The sequence below is a fragment of the Amycolatopsis endophytica genome (assembly GCF_013410405.1).
In the GTDB taxonomy this organism is placed as follows: domain Bacteria; phylum Actinomycetota; class Actinomycetes; order Mycobacteriales; family Pseudonocardiaceae; genus Amycolatopsis_E; species Amycolatopsis_E endophytica.
The window spans coordinates 1,907,057-1,923,380 of the sequence record NZ_JACCFK010000001.1 but is presented as its reverse complement, the minus strand read 5'-3'; the positions used below and the strand labels follow the sequence as shown (position 1 = coordinate 1,923,380).

Below are 16,324 nucleotides of genomic sequence, written 5' to 3'. Positions count from 1 at the left end.
TCACTTTTTGCAGGCAGTGCAAAAATGCAGTACTGTAAAAATCGTGAGCCCGCCCACCGGTCTGCGCGAGCGCAAGAAGGAAGCCACCCGCGAAGCGTTGCGGCACGCGGCCATCACCCTCTACCGCCGTCACGGGCCGGACGGGGTGACCGTCGAGGACATCTGCGCGGCCGCGGGCGTGTCGGCGCGCACGTTCTTCAACTACTTCGCCACGAAGGACGAAGCCGTGCTGTCGCTGGACATCGCGGCCGCCACACTCGGGCAGCGCATCGTCGACCGGCCCGCGGACGAGGGGCCGCTGACCGCGTTGCGCGAGGTGTTCGCCGGCCGCTTCGCCGAGCTGGCCGCCACCGACGTGTGGAGCGAGCGGACCCTGCTGCTGCGTGAGCACCCGGAGCTGCTGCCGCGGGTCGCGCAGGCGAACCGGGCGCTGGAAGAGGCCGTGGCGCAGGCGCTGGCCAGGCGCACCGGGCTGGCCGCGGACGACCTCTACGTGCGCACCACGGCGGCGGCCGCGATAGGCGCCAACCGGTCCGCGATCGCGGGCTGGCAGCCCGGTTCGCCGCCGGACCTGGTGACGTTGTTCCACCGGGCCATGGACGTGCTGGTGAGCGCCTTCACGCCCCCGCGAGGATCAGCTGGAGGTGGTCCGGCCCCTCGGGCGTGACGCGGATCGGCACGCCCCAGTCCTGGCGCGTGACCCGGCAGACCGGGTGCTCGGCGTCGGAGTCGCAGCTCGCGGCCTGGGCCACGACCTGCAGCACGCCTTCGGTGTGACCGGGCGCGATCTTGATCGTGCGGGTCAGGCCGGTGCCAGTGCCCTCGCCCTCGGCCAGCAGTTCCGGCGGCGCGGCGGTCACCTGCAGGCGGGTGGACGGGCCGAACCGGTCGTCCAGCTTCTCGCCCGGCGGCGGCGTGAACACCACGGAGAACTCGACCGTGCCCGGCGCCAGCTCGGTCGGCGGGCGGCGCACGGCGTGGGCGCCGCCGTCCACCTGCTGCCCGTCCGCGGACAGCGGCAGCGGGGTCAGCCGGTGCGCGGCCGACTCGACGACGAGCAGCGCGTCCTGGGTGACGAGCAGTCCGGACGGCTCGGCCAGGTTCTCGGCGAGCGTGGATACCTTGCCACTGTCCGGGTCGTAGTGGCGGACGGCGCCGTTGTAGGTGTCGGCGACCGCGATCGTGCCGTCGGCCAGCACCGCCACGCCCAGCGGGTGCTGGAGCAGCGCGTCCGCGGCGTCGCCGTCGCGGTGGCCGAACGAGAACAGGTCCGTGCCGACCGCCGTGTGCACGGCGCCGTCTTCGACGTAGCGCAGCGCGGAGGTCTCGGCGTCGGCGAGCCATAACCGGTCACCCTGCACCGCCAGGCCGGAGGTCTGGGCGAAGAACGCTTCGCCCAGCTCGCCGTCGCGCAGCCCCTCGACGGTCGTGCCGGCGAAGCGGGAGATCTTGCCGGTGCGCGGGTCGAACAGGCCGAGCGTGTGGTTGCCCGCCATCGCGACGATCGCGCCGGTCGCCCACCAGATGACGTCCCACGGGCTGGTCAGGTCGATGGACAGCGCGTCGCCGTCCGTTTCGCCGTCGCGCCACTGGTTTCCGGTGCCTGCGACGGTGGTGACCTCGCCCGTGACGAGGTCGACGCCGCGCAGCAGGTGGTTGGCCGTGTCAGCGACGAGCAGGTGGTATCCGGCCTGGTCGGCGACCTCGGCGGGCAGGAGGGCGAGGCCGGCCGGCTCGGCGAAGCTCGCGACGTCGAAGGCGCCGTCGGCGCGGCCACGGGTGCCGCTGCCGAAGCGGCGGATCAGGGTCTCGCCATCGGAGGCGAACTCGGCGATCGAGTGGTTGCCGGTGTCGGCGACCAGGATGCGGCCCTCGGCGGTGGTCACGGCCTTGCTCGGGAACCGCAGGTCGGCGGGCTGTTCCTCGGCAGGCACGTACGGGTTGCCGCCGCGGCGCAGCGTCCCCTTCGCGTCGTGGGTCTCGACCAGCTCGGCGATGACGCGGCGCAGCGCCTCGGCGTGTCCCTCACCGGCCGCGGTGTGCACGACATAGCCCTGCGGGTCGACGACGACGAGCGTCGGCCAGGCTTTCACGGCGTACTGCGACCAGGTGGTCATCTCCGGATCGTTGAGCACCGGATGGTGCACCTCGTACCGGCGCACGGCGGCTTCGATGGCCGCGGCCTCGCCCTCGTGCAGGAACTTCGGCGAGTGCACCCCGATCGTGACGAGCACGTCGGCGAACTCCTCCTCCAGCGGGCGCAGCTCGTCCAGCACGTGCAGGCAGTTGATGCAGCCCGACGTCCAGAAGTCGAGGAGCACGATCTTGCCGCGCAGCTGCGCCAGCGTGACCTGCTCACCCCCGGTGTTCAGCCACACGTCGCCGGCGAGTTCGGGCGCTCGCACGCGCGCCTGGCGTTGCTCTTCTGCCACGGAACAGTTCAACGACCTGCGAAGATCGCCTTGTTCCCCGCGTTCACGATGTGGAATCTCACAACCGCTCGATCGCCGCGGCGACCGCGGCCGGATCGGTGAGCGGCCCGAGGTGGTGGCTGTCGAGCCGTTCGACCGGCCAGCCCTGCGCCGCGGCCTGCCCGGCCTCCTCGTCGTAGCCGTCGCTGAGCTGGAGATACGTGCTCGGCGGCAGGGTGCCCTCCGGATGGGTTTCGGTGAAGTAAGCGAGCGGGACGCGGGGCAGCTCGGCCACGAACGCGTCCCGCATCCGCTGGCCGGGCACCAGCTCCTCGATCGTGCCGGGCGGGAACCACTCGTTCCACGGCGGCAGGTGCCCGTCGGCAGCCAGCTCCCGCAGGCGGTCGGCCAGCTCGGGTGGCGCGGTGTCGAACCAGCTGCGGCCGGGGTGCGGCAGGAGAGCGTCGACGAAGATCGCGCGCGGCGCGCCGGTCCGCGCGGCGATGCCGGGCACCAGCGCACCGGCGCCGCTGTGGACCACGAGGACACCCGGATCGGCGACCGCGCCGACCACTTTCGGGTAGTAGGGCCCGTCGCCGGTGAGCGCGCCGAGCAGCGACGGCATGGCGATCCGGTGGCCACGAGCCCGCAGCTCGGCCGCGACGCCCTGCCAGGTCGCCGGGCCCACCAGCGGGCTGTGCACGAGGACGAAATCGGTCATCGGCCATCCAATCAGACGATCGGCCAGCAGCAGCAACGCAATTGCTGCACCCGGTGCCAGCAGAGATGGGTAGTCGATCATTACCATAGCGGCGAACGGGTCGGGAGGGATTCGGATGGACGAGGCACTGCGCGCCGTGGAAAGCAGTCTGGACCGCCCGTCCGCCGCGCGCGTCTACGACTACTTCCTCGGCGGATCGACGAACTACGCGATCGACCGCGAGTTCGCGCAGAAGCTGCGCCGCAGGCTGCCGCTGATCGGCGAGTACATGAAGACGAGCAGGCAGTTCCTCGGCCGCGCGGTGCGGGAGTGCTCGCGGCTCGGGGTGAAGCAGTTCGTCGACATCGGGTCCGGCCTGCCGACCGCCCCCAACGTGCACGACGTCGCCGACCAGACCCGCCCGCGAAACGACACCCGCGTCGTCTACGTGGACAACGAGCCCGTCGCGCTCGCGCATTCGCAGCTGCTGCTGGCCGACTCCGCCGACCCCGCGCGGCACGTGGCGATCGCGGCGGACTTCATGCAGCCCGAGGACCTGTGGGAACGCGTCCTGGACACCGGCATGGTCGACGCGCGACAGCCGGTGGCACTGGTGATCAACGCGGTGCTGCACTTCATCAAGGACACCGACGACCCGGACAGCCGGATCGCCTACTTCCGCCGCAGGCTCGCGCCGGGTTCGCTGCTGGTGCTGTCGCAGATGACGAACGAGAACCCGCGCAGCGACGAGGAACGGCAGGCACTGGCCGACCTGCTCGAGTACTACGAGAACACCACGAATCCCGGTGAGCTGCGCACGAGCGCCGAGTTCGGCCGCTTCTTCGGTGACTGGGAGCTGCTGGAGCCCGGTCTGGTGTACGCGCCGGCCTGGCATCCGGACCGGAACACGGTGTTCCGGAAGGTGCCGTCGGAGTCGCGGGTCATCTGCGGGGTCGCGCGCAAGCCCTGAGCGAACTCGCTTCCGGCGTCGCCGTGCACGTGCCACGTTGGGGTTCATGCGAGTGGTCTTCGTGCACGGCGCCCTGGTCCGCGACGGCGCGTGGTGGTGGAGCCGGATGGCGCCCCTGCTGCCGGACAGCGTGGCGGTCGAACTGCCGAGCTGCGGCGATGGGGGTGACCTGTACGCGGACGTGGCCGCCGTGCGGGCGGCGCTGGACTCCTCGGACGAGCCGGTGGTGGTGTGCGGCCACTCCTACGGCGGCGTGGTGATGACCGGCGCCGCCGCCGGGCATCCCGCCGTCCGGCACCTGGTCTACGTCGACTCGTACCTGCCGGACGTGGGCGAATCGCTGGCCTCGGTCACCGGCGGCGCCTCCCCGGTGGAGCCCGCCGGGGAGGGACTGGTGCGCCTGCGGCCCGAGCTCGCGCCGAAGTACGTGCACGACTGCGACCCGGAAACGGCCGCCGAGGCGATCGACCGGCTGACCCCGCAGACCGCGACGGTCTTCACCCAGCCCGTGCGCGCCGCGGCATGGCGCGAGCTGCCCTCGACGTACGTGGTGTGCGCGGACGACCGGGCAACATCGCCCGAACTGCAGCGTGAGCAGGCGAAACGCGCGGGTGCGGTGGTCGAGTTGCCGGGCGGGCACCACCCGTTCCTGACGCGGCCGGGAGCGCTCGCCGAGGCGATCCGGAACGCGGCCCGGGAGAAATCGGGCGGTCCCGCTCGTTGAGCAGGTATGGCTGTCGTGTTGCTGCTCTACATCGTCGCCGAGGTGGCCGCCGTCTGGGCGGTCAGCTCGATGATCGGCTTCCTGGGCACCCTCGGGTTGCTCGTCGTCGGCGCGTTCCTGGGGTCCTGGCTGGCCCGCCGCGAGGGGGCGCGCGCCGCCCAGGCGTTCCTGGCCACCGCGCGCTCGGGCCGGTCGCCGCACGCCGAGATCACCGACGGCATGCTCGTCGCGTTCGGCGGGCTGCTCATCATGATCCCGGGCTTCCTGTCCGACCTCGCCGGGCTGGCGCTGCTGCTGCCGCCCACCCGCGGCATCGTCCGCCGGTCGTGGCTCAAGCGGGCCGAACGCCGCATGCCGAACCGGCTGATCGTGGTCGACAGCGAGGTGGTCGACAAGGAAACCACCCACCGCCCCATCATCGAGGGCTGATCATCGCGGGCTGGGGATGTCGAAGTAACCCGGCAGGCGCACCGCGGGCGCGTACTCGCCCTTCACCTTGACCTTCCCGGTCACGAACATGGCCGCGACAGCCGCGTTCCCCGTCGCCACGCGGAAGAAGTCCTCCACCGCGATGGTGATCGTCGTGTGCGGATCCCGCCCCAGGTCCGTGCCCGAAGCACAACAGCCGTCTTCGATCACGGTCTGGAAGCGGTCGTATCCGCCGGTCCCCGTGCCGCCGGGGAACCGCCAGCAGACCACGACGCTGGAGTACCGCGCCTTGTCCGCCAGGAAGTGATCGGACATCCGCCGGAAGATCTCGTGCAGGAACAGCATCCGCAGCTCGGGGTGATCGGCGATCGCCCTAAGCTGCTCCTTCGACGCGCGGCGCACGACATCGGCGAGTGTTTCGGTGGACAGCCCGTCCAGGTGCACCCCGGACCCGGCCGTACCCAGCATGTGCAGAGTTTCGAGCAGCTGGATGAACTGCTCCGCGGACAGCCTGCTCAGATCGATCTGGCGGGCGAACGCGTCGACCACGGTGCCGGACACAGGCGGGAATTCTACCGGTGTGCGGGCCAGGAGGTAGCGTTTCGGCGGTGAGGAGGTCCGTGTGACGGAGGAAGTGAAGGCACCGCGGTCGCGGCGGTTGCCCAGGTCCGTGCGGGAGCGGCAGATCCTGGACGCCGCGGTGGAGGTGTTCTCGCGGCACGGCTACCACTCCGCGTCCATGGACGAGATCTCCGACGTCGCCGGCGTGTCCAAGCCGATGATCTACTCCTACCTCGGCGCCAAGGAGGACCTGTTCGCCAAGTGCATCCGCCGCGAGGCGGGCAGGCTGCTGGAGGCGGTGCGCGACGGTCTGCGCTCGGAGCTGCCGCCGGACATGCAGCTGTGGCACGGGCTGCGCTCGTTCTACCGCTTCGTCGCCGAGTACCGCGACTCGTGGACGGTGCTGCACCGGCAGGCGCTGACCGTCGGCGGCCGGTTCGCCGACGAGATCACGATGCTGCGCTCACGCGCCATCGAGGTGGTCACCGCGCTGGTCGTCACCGCGGGCATGAAGAAGGGCCTGGGGGACCGGGCCGAGTTCTCCGGCCCGGCCCTCGCCGTGGCGCTCGTCGGTGCCGCCGAATCGCTGGCCGACTGGTGGCTCGATCACTCCGAGGTGTCCGACAGCGTGCTCGCGTCGTGGCTGATGAACCTGGTGTGGCTGGGGTTCAACGACCTCATCGAGGGTTCGGTGTGGCGTCCGGAGGAGTGATCGTCCCCTCCAGGTGCGGCTTCGGTTTCTTCGCCGCCCACAGCTCGAAAGCCCACCCCTCCTCAATTTCCCATGAGGTGAACGCGACTTTCGCGGGCAGCAGCACGGGCAGCTTGAACTTCACGTCGACCGTGCAGGCGTCCGGCAGACGGCCCTCGAACGCGGCCAGGACGCGTGCCTTCGTCCACATGCCGTGCGCGATCGCCGACGGGAAGCCGAACAGCTTCGCCGTCAGCGGGTGCAGGTGGATCGGGTTGCGGTCGCCGGACACGTCGGCGTAGCGCCGCCCGATGTCACCGGGCACGCGCCAGATCGCCTTGGGCGCCGGTGCCGCGAGCTGCTCGCGCTGGCCGGAACCCTCGCCGCCACCGCGCCGCAGGTACGTGCTCACCTCTGTCCAAATCGGACCGTCGGCGGTGGTGTACTCGCTGATCACGTCGAACTGGCGGCCCTTCTCGTGTGGCCGCAGGTTTTCCGCGCGCACCCGCATCGTCCCGGAATCGGACAGCCGCACCGGACGGCGCTGTGTGATGCGGTTGGCGACGTGCACCATGCCCAGCAACGGGAACGGGAAGTCCGGCTGCGTCATCAGCGCCATCTGCAAGCCGAACGCGAGCATGTGCGGATAGGTCGCGGGCAGCTCGTCGCCGAACCGGAACCCGCAAACCTGGTCGTAGGCCGCGACGTGCGCCGGATCGAACTCGATGCCCGCGCGCACGTACTCGGTGTCCGGCAGGCCGCCGCCACCGCTGTGCGGCAGCAACGCCTTGGCGTACAAGGGCGCCAGCTTCGGCGCTTCGCGGATTTCCCGGACAGTCATCACGCCCCCAGCAGTGCCTGGCCGCAGACGCGGACCACGTTGCCGTTCACCGCGGCCGATGCCGGGTTCGCGTACCAGGCGATCGTCTCGGCGACGTCGACCGGCAGCCCGCCCTGGCCCAGGCTGGACAGCCGCCGCCCGGCCTCGCGGATGAACAGCGGGACCGCCGCGGTCATCTGGGTCTCGATGAACCCGGGCGCGACGGCGTTGATCGTGGCGCCGTACTCGGCGAGCTTCGGCGCGCCGTCGGCGACCATGCCGATCACGCCTGCCTTGCTGGTCCCGTAGTTGGTCTGGCCGACGTTGCCCGCGATCCCGGCGATCGAGGAGACGCCGATGATCCGGCCGTTCTCGCGCAGCACCTTCTCGCTCAACAGCTTGTCGTTCACCGCGAGCTGCGCGGCCAGGTTGACCGTGATCACCGCGTCCCAGGCGCCCTCGGTCAGGTTGCCCAGTGTCTTGTCGCGGGTGATGCCCGCGTTGTGCACGACGACGTCGACACCGCCGTGACGTTCCTTCAGGTAGGCCGCGAGCTTGTCCGGCGCGTCCTTCGCGGTGATGTCCATCTGCAGCGCGGAACCGCCGACCTTGTTGGCCACCGCGGACAGGTCCCCGCCCTGTGCGGGGATGTCCAGGCCGATGACGTGCGCGCCGTCGCGGGCGAGCACCTCGGCGATCGCCGCGCCGATGCCGCGTGAGGCGCCGGTGACGAGGGCGACCTTGCCGTCGAGTGGCTTCTCCCAGTTCTCGATCGCGGGCACCGTGGGCGTTCCGGTCGCGCCGACGCGGATCACCTGGGCGTCCACGAACGCCGACTTGGCGGAGGCGATGAACCGCAGCGTCGACTCGGCGGCCTCCTCGGCCCCGGCTGCGACGTAGACGAGCTGGGCGGTCGCGCCGCGCTTGAGTTCCTTGCCGACCGAGCGGACGAAGCCTTCGAGCGCGCGCTGGGCGATCCGCTCGCGGCCGTCGGCCAGTTCGGGCGGCGTGCCGAGGACGATCACGCGTCCGCAGTACCCGGTCCTGCGGATGACCGGGTGGAAGAAGAGGTACATCTCGCGCAGCTGGGCGGGGTCGGTGATGCCGGTGGCGTCGAACACGAGCGCGCCGTAGCGCTGGTCGCCACCGGCGGGCTCGGTGAGCACGTCCATACCGGCGGCCGTGAGCTGCGTCTTCACCGTCTTCTCCAGACGGCCACCGGGCGCGGCGCCGAGAAGTGCGGGACCATCGAGAGCGGGCTGGCCGGGGCGGTGGCGGCGCAGCACCGGCGGGTTGGGCAGCCCGAGCCTGGGCACCAGGAACTTCCCGATCGGCGTCTTGGTGAACTGCTGATACCGGTCGGCCATCACGTGCCTCCTTCGCGAGCTTACCTACTCGTGAGTAGGTTACACTGTCATCCGAGGCTCACCACCGCAGTGGGAGGAAAGTTCATGGACGTCCGTCGCGTCGCCATCGTCGGCGGCAACCGCATCCCGTTCGCGCGGTCGAACGGCCGCTACGCCAGCGCGTCGAACCAGGACATGCTCACCGCCGCGCTGGACGGCCTGGTGAGCCGCTTCGCGCTGCAAGGGGAGCGCATCGGCGAGGTGGCCGCCGGTGCCGTGCTCAAGCACGCGCGCGACTTCAACCTGGCACGGGAGAGCGTGCTCGGCAGCAAACTTTCGCCGGAAACGCCCGCCTCCGACGTGCAGATGGCGTGCGGCACCGGTCTGCAGGCGATCGTCAACGTCGCCAACAAGATCGCGCTCGGCCAGATCGACTCCGCGATCGCCGGTGGCGTGGACACGACCTCCGACGCGCCGCTCGCGGTCAACGACGAGCTGCGCAAGATCCTCGTGCGGGTCAACTCCGCGAAGACGGTCGGGCAGCGGCTGCGGCTGCTGGCGAAGGTGCGCCCCAGCCAGATCGTGCCGGAGATCCCGCGCAACGCGGAGCCGCGCACCGGGCTGTCGATGGGCGAGCACGCGTCGCTGACCGCCAAGGAGTGGGAGATCGCGCGCGAGGACCAGGACGTGCTGGCCGCGACCAGCCACCAGCGCCTCGCCGCCGCCTACGACCGCGGCTTCTTCGACGATCTGGTCACGCCGTTCCTCGGCCTGTCCCGCGACCAGAACCTGCGCGCCGATTCGACGGCGGAGAAGCTGGCCGAGCTCAAGCCGGTGTTCGGCGGCCGCGACGGCACGATGACCGCGGGCAACTCGACCCCGCTGACCGACGGCGCTTCGACGGTCCTGCTGGCCACCGAGGAGTGGGCCGCCGAGCGGAAGCTGCCCGTGCTGGCCTACCTGACGTTCTCGCAGACCGCGGCGGTGGACTACGTGCACGGCGGCGAGGGCCTGCTGATGGCGCCCGCGTACGCGGTGCCGCGGATGCTCGCCAAGGCCGGCCTGACCCTGCAGGACTTCGACTTCTACGAGATCCACGAGGCGTTCGCCTCCCAGGTGCTCGCGACGTTGAAGGCGTGGGAGAGCCCGGCGTTCGCCAAGGAGAAGCTGGGGCTGGACCAGCCACCCGGCTCGATCGACCGGTCGAAGCTCAACGTCAACGGCTCGTCGCTGGCCGCCGGGCACCCGTTCGCCGCGACCGGCGGGCGCATCGTGGCGACGCTGGCGAAGCTGCTCGCCGAGAAGGGGTCGGGCCGCGGCCTGATCTCGATCTGCGCGGCGGGCGGCCAGGGCGTCACGGCGATCCTGGAGAAGTGACCGCGGCGGGCCACCCCGGCCGGGGTGGCCCGTTCCCCGTCAGACCGGCAGTGCGCCGCGGGCCGAAGCGGCCGTGGACTGGATCTGCTTCGACGCCTTGTGCGCGCGCTTGCCCGCCTTGCCGGTGGCCTTGTGCGCCTGCTTGCTCGCCTTCTCGGCGGCGTGCCGAGTACGCCAGCCCACCGACGGCCTGCCCTCGGTGTCGGCCGCCGCGATCAGCAACCCGCCCACGAGACCGGCGTTCTTGAGCAGGTGGATCAGCTGCTGCTGCTTCTCCTGCGGGTCCTTGGCCTCCCAGAACGGGTGGCCCGCGAGGGTGGTCGGCACCAGGCTGCCGATCAGCGCCAGCGACGACAGCCGCGGGAACTTGTTCAGCGCGAGCAGCGTCCCTGCCGCGATCTTCACCCCCGCGTCGATCTTGACCAGGGTCACCGGATCGGTCGGGACGGCATCCGGGAGCTTGTCACTGCGCTCGCCGACCTTGTCGAGCACGGGCCTGGCCGCCTCGGCGTGGCCCTCGGCCTGCTTGAAGGCGTTGATGCCGCCGTAGATGAAGATGCCGGCCAGCATGGGCCGGGCCAGTCGACGCAGGATCACGGTCATCGCCTTCCTCGGTTGCGACACATGCCTGCCACTTACCCGTTCCGGCGTCTTTTCATCCCTAACTCTTTCTAGCTTGTGCACTAGAAAGCCGTAGAAAGAAGTAGCGACACGCCGATACCGGAATCTCCGCGAATATCGAGGTCGCGCTAGATACCCCGATACGGTGACATCGTGGACCCGATCCGCAACCCTTTCGCGCCCGGCGCCGGGCAGCGGCCGCCGGAACTGGCCGGCCGGGAACGCGAGCTGGCCGCGTTCGAAGTGGTGTTGCAGCGGGTCGCCCGCGGCCGCCCGGAACGCAGCCTGGTGCTGACCGGTCTGCGCGGGGTCGGCAAGACGGTGTTGCTGGGTGAGCTGCGGTCGATGGCCGTGAAGCACAGGTGGGGCGCGGGCAAGATCGAGGCACGGCCGGACGCGGAGCTGCGGCGCCCGCTGTCGGCGGCACTGCACCGCGCGATCCGCGATCTGGCGGTGCGGCATCGCGCGCCGGACCGGGTCGAGGACGTGCTCGCCGTGCTGAAAGCGTTTGCGCTGCGGTCGAACAAGGCGGACGCGAAGCTGCGGGACCGCTGGCAGCCCGGCATCGACGTGCCCGCCGCGCAGGGCAGGGCGGATTCCGGTGACATCGAGATCGACCTGGTCGAGCTGTTCACGGATGTCGCCGAACTGGCGGCCGACGTCGGCACCGGTGTGGCGCTGCTGATCGACGAGATCCAGGACCTGCAGCCGGACGACGTGTCGGCGCTGTGCGCGGCGTGTCACGAGCTGTCGCAGTCCGGCGCGCCGCTGGTGGTGGTCGGGGCGGGCCTGCCACACGTGCCCGCGGTGTTGTCGGCGTCGAAGTCGTACTCGGAGCGGCTGTTCCGCTACACCCGCATCGACCGGCTGTCGCGCGAGGACGCCGACCGGGCCGTGATGGCGCCGATCGAGCGCGAGGACGCCGGCATCGAGCCCGAGGCGCTGGACGCGTTGTTCGACGCCTCCGGCGGCTACCCGTACTTCATCCAGGCGTATGCGAAGGCCGCCTGGGACGCGGCGCCGGACGATCCGGTCACGGTGCAGGACGTGCAGGTCGCCGCACCCGAAGCGGAGCAGGAACTGGCGGTCGGTTTCTTCGGCTCCCGCTACGAACGCGCCACCCCCGCCGAGCGCGAGTACCTGCGCGCGATGGCGGAGCTGACGCAGGGCCGGGACGAGAGCGCCGGAACCTCGGACGTGGCCGTGTACCTGGGCCGCAAGCCGTCCTCGCTGTCCCCGGCGCGGGACTCGCTGATGAAGAAGGGGCTGGTGTACTCCGCGGAGCGCGGGCACATCGCCTTCACGGTGCCGCATTTCGGGCACTACCTGCTCAGCCGCGCGGTGGATTGAGGCACGCAAGGCCCGGCGCGACGCCCTGGCTGAGCTGAGCTACGAATCCGCGCACGACGACTGCGGACCGGCATGTCCTGGCGGCGGCCGTGACCGGCAAGGCCGAGGTCATCGTGACCGCCAACCTGCGGGGTTCCCCGTGGAGACGCCGAGCGAGCACGACATCGCCGCGAACGTCCTGACCGGACAGGCGAAACTCGTGCCCGGGTTCTCGCTCGCACTTGCCGAGGCGATTCCCTCCCGGATGCTGTGGCGCGGCGGCGCCTTGGGGTCTCTGCCGCCTTCTACTGCTCTCTAGTCTTCATTCTAGATAGTTAGATCATCCGCTACACACCTTCACAGCCGATGATTCGTAGGCCAGTGCGGCACATCACCGGACGATCGTTGGCGACTTTGTGAAAAAAAGTGCATACTGGTGTCACAGCCAGTCGAGATGCATGAGGGATGCGAAACACCGATGAGCAACATCGCCGCCAAGCTCCGAGCCCGTCGCGTCGAGGCGCGTAACCGCCGGGCGCTGAACCGCGCGATCGACACCGCGGGCTCCGTCACCGTGCGCCAGGAGCTGATCGCCATCGCCCAGGCGCGTCAGGCCAACCTGCGCTGAAGTGACCTAGACCACAAATAGAGCAGGTTGTAACGCCACTGGGGGAGGTGGCGATACCCCAGATGACCCCGTGATGCTGGCGGACCCCCGACCTGGCAGCATCACGGGGTTTCCAATTTCCCCACCTCGAAACCCTCTTGCGCCCGTACTCCGCGCGAGTAACGCTTGACCAAGTCAACGAGTTCGTTGAGGTGGTCACATGAATCCGGCGACGCTCGACCGCATCACGCAGGTCCGCGCCTTCAACCGGCTCTACACCGGTCTCATCGGGGTTCTCGACGAAGGTCTCGTCGCCGGCGACCACTCCCTCAGCGAAGCCAGGGTGCTCTACGAGCTGGCCCAGGAAGGCGTCAACGAGGTCACCGAGCTGCGCCGCCGCCTCGGGATGGACGCCGGGTACGCCAGTCGCCTGCTCGGGCGCCTCGAAGCACGCGGGCTCATCGCCAGGGAACGCCACGAAACCGACGGACGCCGCCAGCTCGTGCGGCTCACCGAGAACGGCCGCGCCGAGCAGGCCGTTCTCGAACGGCGCACCACCGAACAGATCGGCGGCCTCCTCGGCCACCTCACGGACGAGGACCAGCACCGCCTGGTCACCTCGATGCGCACGATCTCCCGCCTGATGGGCGACCACGAACCCGCCCCCACCGTCGTGCTGCGGCCGCCGCGACCCGGCGACTTCGGCTGGTCGTGCAGCGCAACGGCGCGCTCTACGCCCAGGAGTACGGCTGGGACACCACCTACGAAGGACTCGTCGCACGCATCGTCGCCGACTACCTCGACCACCACGACCCCTCCCGCGAAGCCGGCTGGATTGCCGAACTGGACGGGGAGCGCGCCGGGGCCGTCTTCTGCGTCCGCGGCCCCGACGACAGGACCGCGAAACTGCGCCTGCTGCTCGTCGAGCCCAGCGCCCGCGGCCACGGCATCGGACGGCGCCTGGTGGACGAATGCCTCGCCTTCGCGCGGGCGCACGGCTACACCGCGATGGAGCTGTGGACCAACAGCGTCCTGACCGCCGCGCGGCGCATCTACCAGCGGGTGGGGTTCGAACTCGTCGACTCGGCACCCCATTCGAGCTTCGGCCACGACCTGGTCGGCGAGACCTGGCGACGGGAGCTGTGACGCCCTCTCCCTCGGGGGAGGAGCGGCGCTACCGGCCCATGCCGTAGAACTCGGGGTTCGGCCGCAGCGCCGTCAGGTGCGCCAGCCGGTTGGACATCGCGAACAATGCCGTGATCGAACCGACGTCCCAGATCTCGTCCTCGGTCAGCCCCGCCGTGCGCGCGGCCTCGACGTCGGCCTCGCCGAACATCTCCGGTGTGCGGGCCAGCGCGAGCGCCAGATCGACGATCGCGCGGCCCCGCTCGTCCAGCTCGACCTGCCACGGGTTGGTCGCGACGCGGTCGGCCAGCTGCGCGTCCTTCGCGCGGATGCGCAGGATCGCGCCGTGGGCGACCACGCAGTACGTGCAGTGGTTCGCCCCCGACGTGGCCACCACGACCAGCTCGCGCTCGGCCTTGCTGAGGCCGTCGGTGCGCTCCATGAGCGCGTCGTGGTAGTCGAGGAAGGCGCGCAGCTCAGCCGGGCGGTGCCCCAGCGCGCGGAAGACGTTCGGCACGAACCCCGACTTCTCCGCGATCACGCCGATGCGTTCCCGCAGGTCCTCGGGCAAGTCTTCCAGCTCCGTGACCCCGAACCGGCTGTCCACGTCATTCCTCCTAGTGATGCGCCCCGATGGGACGCAGATCCTTGTCGTGCTCGTCGGCGTGGTAGTCGGTGCCCTCGGTGTCGTCGACGCCGTTGAACACCTTGAAGCTGCGCGCGATCACCGTGACGATCACCGCCACCACGAGGTTCGCGACCAGCGCCACGAAACCCGGGTAGATCTGGATCGCCGAGCCCGAGAACGGGTGCCAGCCGAAGATCGACAGCTTGTCCAGCGCGAGCGCCGAACCGCCGAAGTGCGCCTTGCCCGTCTTCGGATTCGGGATGCCGTAGAGCATGATGATGCCCCACCCCATGCCGACGATCCATCCGGCGATCAGGCCCCACCGGTGCAGCCACCGCGTGTACAACGCGATCGCGACCGCCGGCAGCGTCTGCAGGATCAGCACACCGCCGATGAGCTGCAGGTCGATGGAGAACTGCGGATCGATGAACAGGATGAACGCGACCGCGCCGAACTTCACCACCAGCGAGGCGATCTTGGCCTGCTTGGCCTCCTGGCCGGGGGTGGCGTCCCGCTTCAGGTACTCCTTGTAGATGTTGCGGGTCCACAGGTTGGCCGCGGCGATCGACATGATCGCGGCCGGGACCAGAGCGCCGATCCCGATCGCGGCGAACGCGATGCCCGCGAACCACGACGGGAACTGCGTGTCGAACAGCACCGGCACCACGGTGTTGGAGTCGGCGTTGCCGGTGGCCGCGTTGGTGATCGGCTTGACGCCCGCGGTCAGCGCGACGTACCCGAGCAGCGCGAGCAGACCCAGCAGGAACGAGTAGGCGGGCAGCGCGATCATGTTCCGCTTGATCACGCTGCGACCGCGCGAGGCGAGCACACCGGTGAGCGAGTGCGGGTACAGGAACAGCGCCAGGGCCGAGCCCAGCGCCAGGGTGATGTACTGCAGCTGGTTGTTCGCCGTCAGCAGGATCGAGCCGGACGGGTTGCCGGTCTTCGGGTCCGGTGCCGACAGCTTCTGCTGGCTCACGTCGAAGATGTGCGACCAGCCGCCGAGCTTGGACGGCAGGTAGAACACCGCGACCAGGATGACGATGTAGATCAGGCCGTCCTTGACGAACGCGATCAGCGCCGGTGCCCGCAGACCCGACTGGTAGGTGTAGAGCGCCAGCACCAGGAACGCGATCAGCAGCGGCAGGTGCCCGGCGATGCCGCCACCGTTGAGGCCCATCGTGCGCAGCACCGCTTCCAGTCCGACGAGCTGCAGGGCGATGTAGGGCATCGTCGCGACGATGCCGGTGATCGCGATCAGCAGCGCCAGCGTCGGTGAGCCGTAGCGGCCGCGGACGAAGTCGGCCGGCGTCACGTACCCGCGCGAACGCGACACCGACCACATCCGCAGCGCAGGCAGGAAGACGATCGGATACAGGATCACGGTGTAGGGCAGGGCGTAGAAGCCCAGCGCGCCGGCGCCGAACACCAGCGCGGGCACGGCGACGAAGGTGTAGGCGGTGTAGAGGTCACCGCCGACGAGGAACCAGGTGATCCACGAGCCGAACTTGCGCCCGCCCAGCCCCCACTCGTCGAGGTGGTCCAGCGAGGCCGCGGCGCGCCACCGGGACGCCACGAAACCCATCACGCTGACCAGCAGGAACAGCACGATGAACACGCTCAGCTCGGTCCACTGCAGGCCGCTGCCCGGCGCCTGCGCCACCACCAGTTGCGTCCTCATCACGCCTCACCCTCGTCCAGCTGGTCACCGAGCCGGTCCGGTTTGCCCTTGACCACGGGCTTGCCCTTGGTCGCCACGAACACGATCGCCACGGACACCACCCCGACGATCACGAACAGGAACTGGAACCAGTAGAAGAACGGCAGCCCCAGCAACCGCGGCTTGTCGAAGTTGAACCACGGCGTGACCAGCATCAGCAGTGGTACCAGCAGGACCAGGTTCCACGGACTGATCTGGAGCCCGGTGACCTTACCGGCGGCTTTGCCAGACATGTGACCTCACTTGGACGGAAGACGGCGCGCGT

General features: G+C 70.0%; 17 protein-coding genes and 1 pseudogene. 9 read left to right on the top strand and 9 right to left on the bottom strand.

Annotated elements, in window-relative coordinates; all coding sequences use genetic code 11:
- The first annotated feature begins 43 nt into the window (after window positions 1–43).
- The gene (locus HNR02_RS09540; RefSeq protein WP_179772789.1) at window positions 44–667 is read left to right on the top strand and encodes a TetR/AcrR family transcriptional regulator; all 624 of its coding nucleotides are present in this window, start codon (window positions 44–46) and stop codon (window positions 665–667) included.
- Here HNR02_RS09540 and HNR02_RS09535 read toward each other — a convergent pair.
- Complete coding sequence (locus HNR02_RS09535) at window positions 618–2,405, bottom strand: NHL domain-containing thioredoxin family protein (protein ID WP_179775815.1); 1,788 nt, start codon at window positions 2,403–2,405, stop codon at window positions 618–620. The two genes, HNR02_RS09540 and HNR02_RS09535, sit on opposite strands and share 50 nt — an antisense overlap.
- 85 nt (window positions 2,406–2,490) lie before the next feature.
- Window positions 2,491–3,132, bottom strand: coding sequence for an alpha/beta hydrolase (locus HNR02_RS09530; protein WP_179772788.1), 642 nt, complete (start codon window positions 3,130–3,132; stop codon window positions 2,491–2,493).
- A 115-nt stretch (window positions 3,133–3,247) separates the two neighbouring features.
- Here HNR02_RS09530 and HNR02_RS09525 point away from each other — a divergent pair, with 115 nt between their 5' ends.
- The 3 genes from HNR02_RS09525 to HNR02_RS09515 are packed head-to-tail and all read left to right on the top strand — an operon-like array spanning window position 3,248 to window position 5,234.
- Window positions 3,248–4,081, top strand: a complete 834-nt coding sequence (locus HNR02_RS09525; RefSeq protein ID WP_179772787.1) for an SAM-dependent methyltransferase — start codon at window positions 3,248–3,250, stop codon at window positions 4,079–4,081.
- Between the two features lie 46 nt (window positions 4,082–4,127).
- Window positions 4,128–4,805 (top strand): alpha/beta fold hydrolase, encoded by a 678-nt coding sequence (locus HNR02_RS09520; RefSeq protein WP_179772786.1) that lies wholly within the window; start codon window positions 4,128–4,130, stop codon window positions 4,803–4,805.
- 6 nt (window positions 4,806–4,811) lie between these two features.
- Entirely contained in the window at window positions 4,812–5,234 is a 423-nt protein-coding gene (locus HNR02_RS09515) for an FxsA family protein (protein WP_179772785.1), read from the top strand.
- Here HNR02_RS09515 and HNR02_RS09510 read toward each other — a convergent pair whose 3' ends face one another.
- Window positions 5,235–5,795 (bottom strand): SCP2 sterol-binding domain-containing protein, encoded by a 561-nt coding sequence (locus HNR02_RS09510; RefSeq protein ID WP_179772784.1) that lies wholly within the window; start codon window positions 5,793–5,795, stop codon window positions 5,235–5,237. It abuts the gene before it with no gap.
- A 61-nt stretch (window positions 5,796–5,856) separates the two neighbouring features.
- Here HNR02_RS09510 and HNR02_RS09505 point away from each other — a divergent pair, with 61 nt between their 5' ends.
- Complete coding sequence (locus HNR02_RS09505) at window positions 5,857–6,507, top strand: TetR/AcrR family transcriptional regulator (protein WP_179772783.1); 651 nt, start codon at window positions 5,857–5,859, stop codon at window positions 6,505–6,507.
- Here HNR02_RS09505 and HNR02_RS09500 read toward each other — a convergent pair.
- Both HNR02_RS09500 and HNR02_RS09495 read right to left on the bottom strand, forming a co-directional pair.
- Window positions 6,473–7,327 carry a MaoC family dehydratase gene (locus tag HNR02_RS09500; protein WP_179772782.1) on the bottom strand — a complete coding sequence of 285 codons (855 nt, stop codon included), beginning with the start codon at window positions 7,325–7,327 and terminating at the stop codon, window positions 6,473–6,475. The genes HNR02_RS09505 and HNR02_RS09500 overlap by 35 nt on opposite strands.
- Entirely contained in the window at window positions 7,327–8,673 is a 1,347-nt protein-coding gene (locus HNR02_RS09495; RefSeq protein WP_179772781.1) for a 3-oxoacyl-ACP reductase, read from the bottom strand. The genes HNR02_RS09500 and HNR02_RS09495 overlap by 1 nt, the downstream gene beginning before the upstream one ends.
- An 84-nt stretch (window positions 8,674–8,757) precedes the next feature.
- Here HNR02_RS09495 and HNR02_RS09490 point away from each other — a divergent pair, with 84 nt between their 5' ends.
- A complete protein-coding gene (locus HNR02_RS09490) occupies window positions 8,758–10,029 on the top strand; it encodes an acetyl-CoA C-acetyltransferase (protein WP_179772780.1) in 1,272 nt (423 codons plus the stop codon).
- Between the two features lie 39 nt (window positions 10,030–10,068).
- Here HNR02_RS09490 and HNR02_RS09485 read toward each other — a convergent pair whose 3' ends face one another.
- Window positions 10,069–10,632 (bottom strand): DoxX family protein, encoded by a 564-nt coding sequence (locus HNR02_RS09485; RefSeq protein WP_246338533.1) that lies wholly within the window; start codon window positions 10,630–10,632, stop codon window positions 10,069–10,071.
- Window positions 10,633–10,803: 171 nt separating this feature from the next.
- Between HNR02_RS09485 and HNR02_RS09480 the strand changes: the two genes are divergently transcribed.
- The 3 genes and pseudogenes from HNR02_RS09480 (at window position 10,804) to HNR02_RS09470 (ending at window position 13,732) form a co-directional block, all read left to right on the top strand.
- Window positions 10,804–12,000, top strand: coding sequence for an ATP-binding protein (locus HNR02_RS09480; protein ID WP_179772779.1), 1,197 nt, complete (start codon window positions 10,804–10,806; stop codon window positions 11,998–12,000).
- Between the two features lie 457 nt (window positions 12,001–12,457).
- Window positions 12,458–12,607 carry a hypothetical protein gene (locus HNR02_RS09475; RefSeq protein WP_179772778.1) on the top strand — a complete coding sequence of 50 codons (150 nt, stop codon included), beginning with the start codon at window positions 12,458–12,460 and terminating at the stop codon, window positions 12,605–12,607.
- 199 nt (window positions 12,608–12,806) lie between these two features.
- Window positions 12,807–13,732 (top strand): annotated as a pseudogene (locus HNR02_RS09470) (bifunctional helix-turn-helix transcriptional regulator/GNAT family N-acetyltransferase).
- 28 nt (window positions 13,733–13,760) lie between these two features.
- Here the strand turns inward: HNR02_RS09470 and HNR02_RS09465 are convergent.
- From HNR02_RS09465 to HNR02_RS09455, 3 genes are read right to left on the bottom strand one after another with little or no spacing between them, the layout of a single operon-like run.
- Window positions 13,761–14,318, bottom strand: coding sequence for a peroxidase-related enzyme (locus HNR02_RS09465; protein WP_179772777.1), 558 nt, complete (start codon window positions 14,316–14,318; stop codon window positions 13,761–13,763).
- A gap of 10 nt (window positions 14,319–14,328) precedes the next feature.
- Window positions 14,329–16,020: a monocarboxylate uptake permease MctP gene (gene mctP / locus HNR02_RS09460; protein WP_179772776.1), complete on the bottom strand. Its 1,692-nt coding sequence runs from the start codon at window positions 16,018–16,020 to the stop codon at window positions 14,329–14,331.
- On the bottom strand, window positions 16,020–16,292 hold the full coding sequence (locus tag HNR02_RS09455; protein ID WP_179772775.1) for a DUF3311 domain-containing protein: 273 nt from the start codon (window positions 16,290–16,292) through the stop codon (window positions 16,020–16,022). Before HNR02_RS09455 ends, mctP begins: the two co-directional genes overlap by 1 nt.
- Between the last annotated feature and the right edge of the window lie 32 nt (window positions 16,293–16,324).

Bases quoted from the DNA above. Each gene is read 5' to 3' on its own strand.
- HNR02_RS09530 (WP_179772788.1), bottom strand. From the start codon at position 3,132: ATGACCGATTTCGTCCTCGTGCACAGCCCGCTGGTGGGCCCGGCGACC.
- HNR02_RS09525 (WP_179772787.1), top strand. From the start codon at position 3,248: ATGGACGAGGCACTGCGCGCCGTGGAAAGCAGTCTGGACCGCCCGTCC.
- HNR02_RS09520 (WP_179772786.1), top strand. From the start codon at position 4,128: ATGCGAGTGGTCTTCGTGCACGGCGCCCTGGTCCGCGACGGCGCGTGG.
- HNR02_RS09515 (WP_179772785.1), top strand. From the start codon at position 4,812: ATGGCTGTCGTGTTGCTGCTCTACATCGTCGCCGAGGTGGCCGCCGTC.
- HNR02_RS09500 (WP_179772782.1), bottom strand. From the start codon at position 7,327: ATGACTGTCCGGGAAATCCGCGAAGCGCCGAAGCTGGCGCCCTTGTAC.
- HNR02_RS09495 (WP_179772781.1), bottom strand. From the start codon at position 8,673: ATGGCCGACCGGTATCAGCAGTTCACCAAGACGCCGATCGGGAAGTTC.
- HNR02_RS09490 (WP_179772780.1), top strand. From the start codon at position 8,758: ATGGACGTCCGTCGCGTCGCCATCGTCGGCGGCAACCGCATCCCGTTC.
- HNR02_RS09485 (WP_246338533.1), bottom strand. From the start codon at position 10,632: ATGACCGTGATCCTGCGTCGACTGGCCCGGCCCATGCTGGCCGGCATC.
- HNR02_RS09475 (WP_179772778.1), top strand. From the start codon at position 12,458: ATGAGCAACATCGCCGCCAAGCTCCGAGCCCGTCGCGTCGAGGCGCGT.
- mctP (WP_179772776.1), bottom strand. From the start codon at position 16,020: ATGAGGACGCAACTGGTGGTGGCGCAGGCGCCGGGCAGCGGCCTGCAG.
- HNR02_RS09455 (WP_179772775.1), bottom strand. From the start codon at position 16,292: ATGTCTGGCAAAGCCGCCGGTAAGGTCACCGGGCTCCAGATCAGTCCG.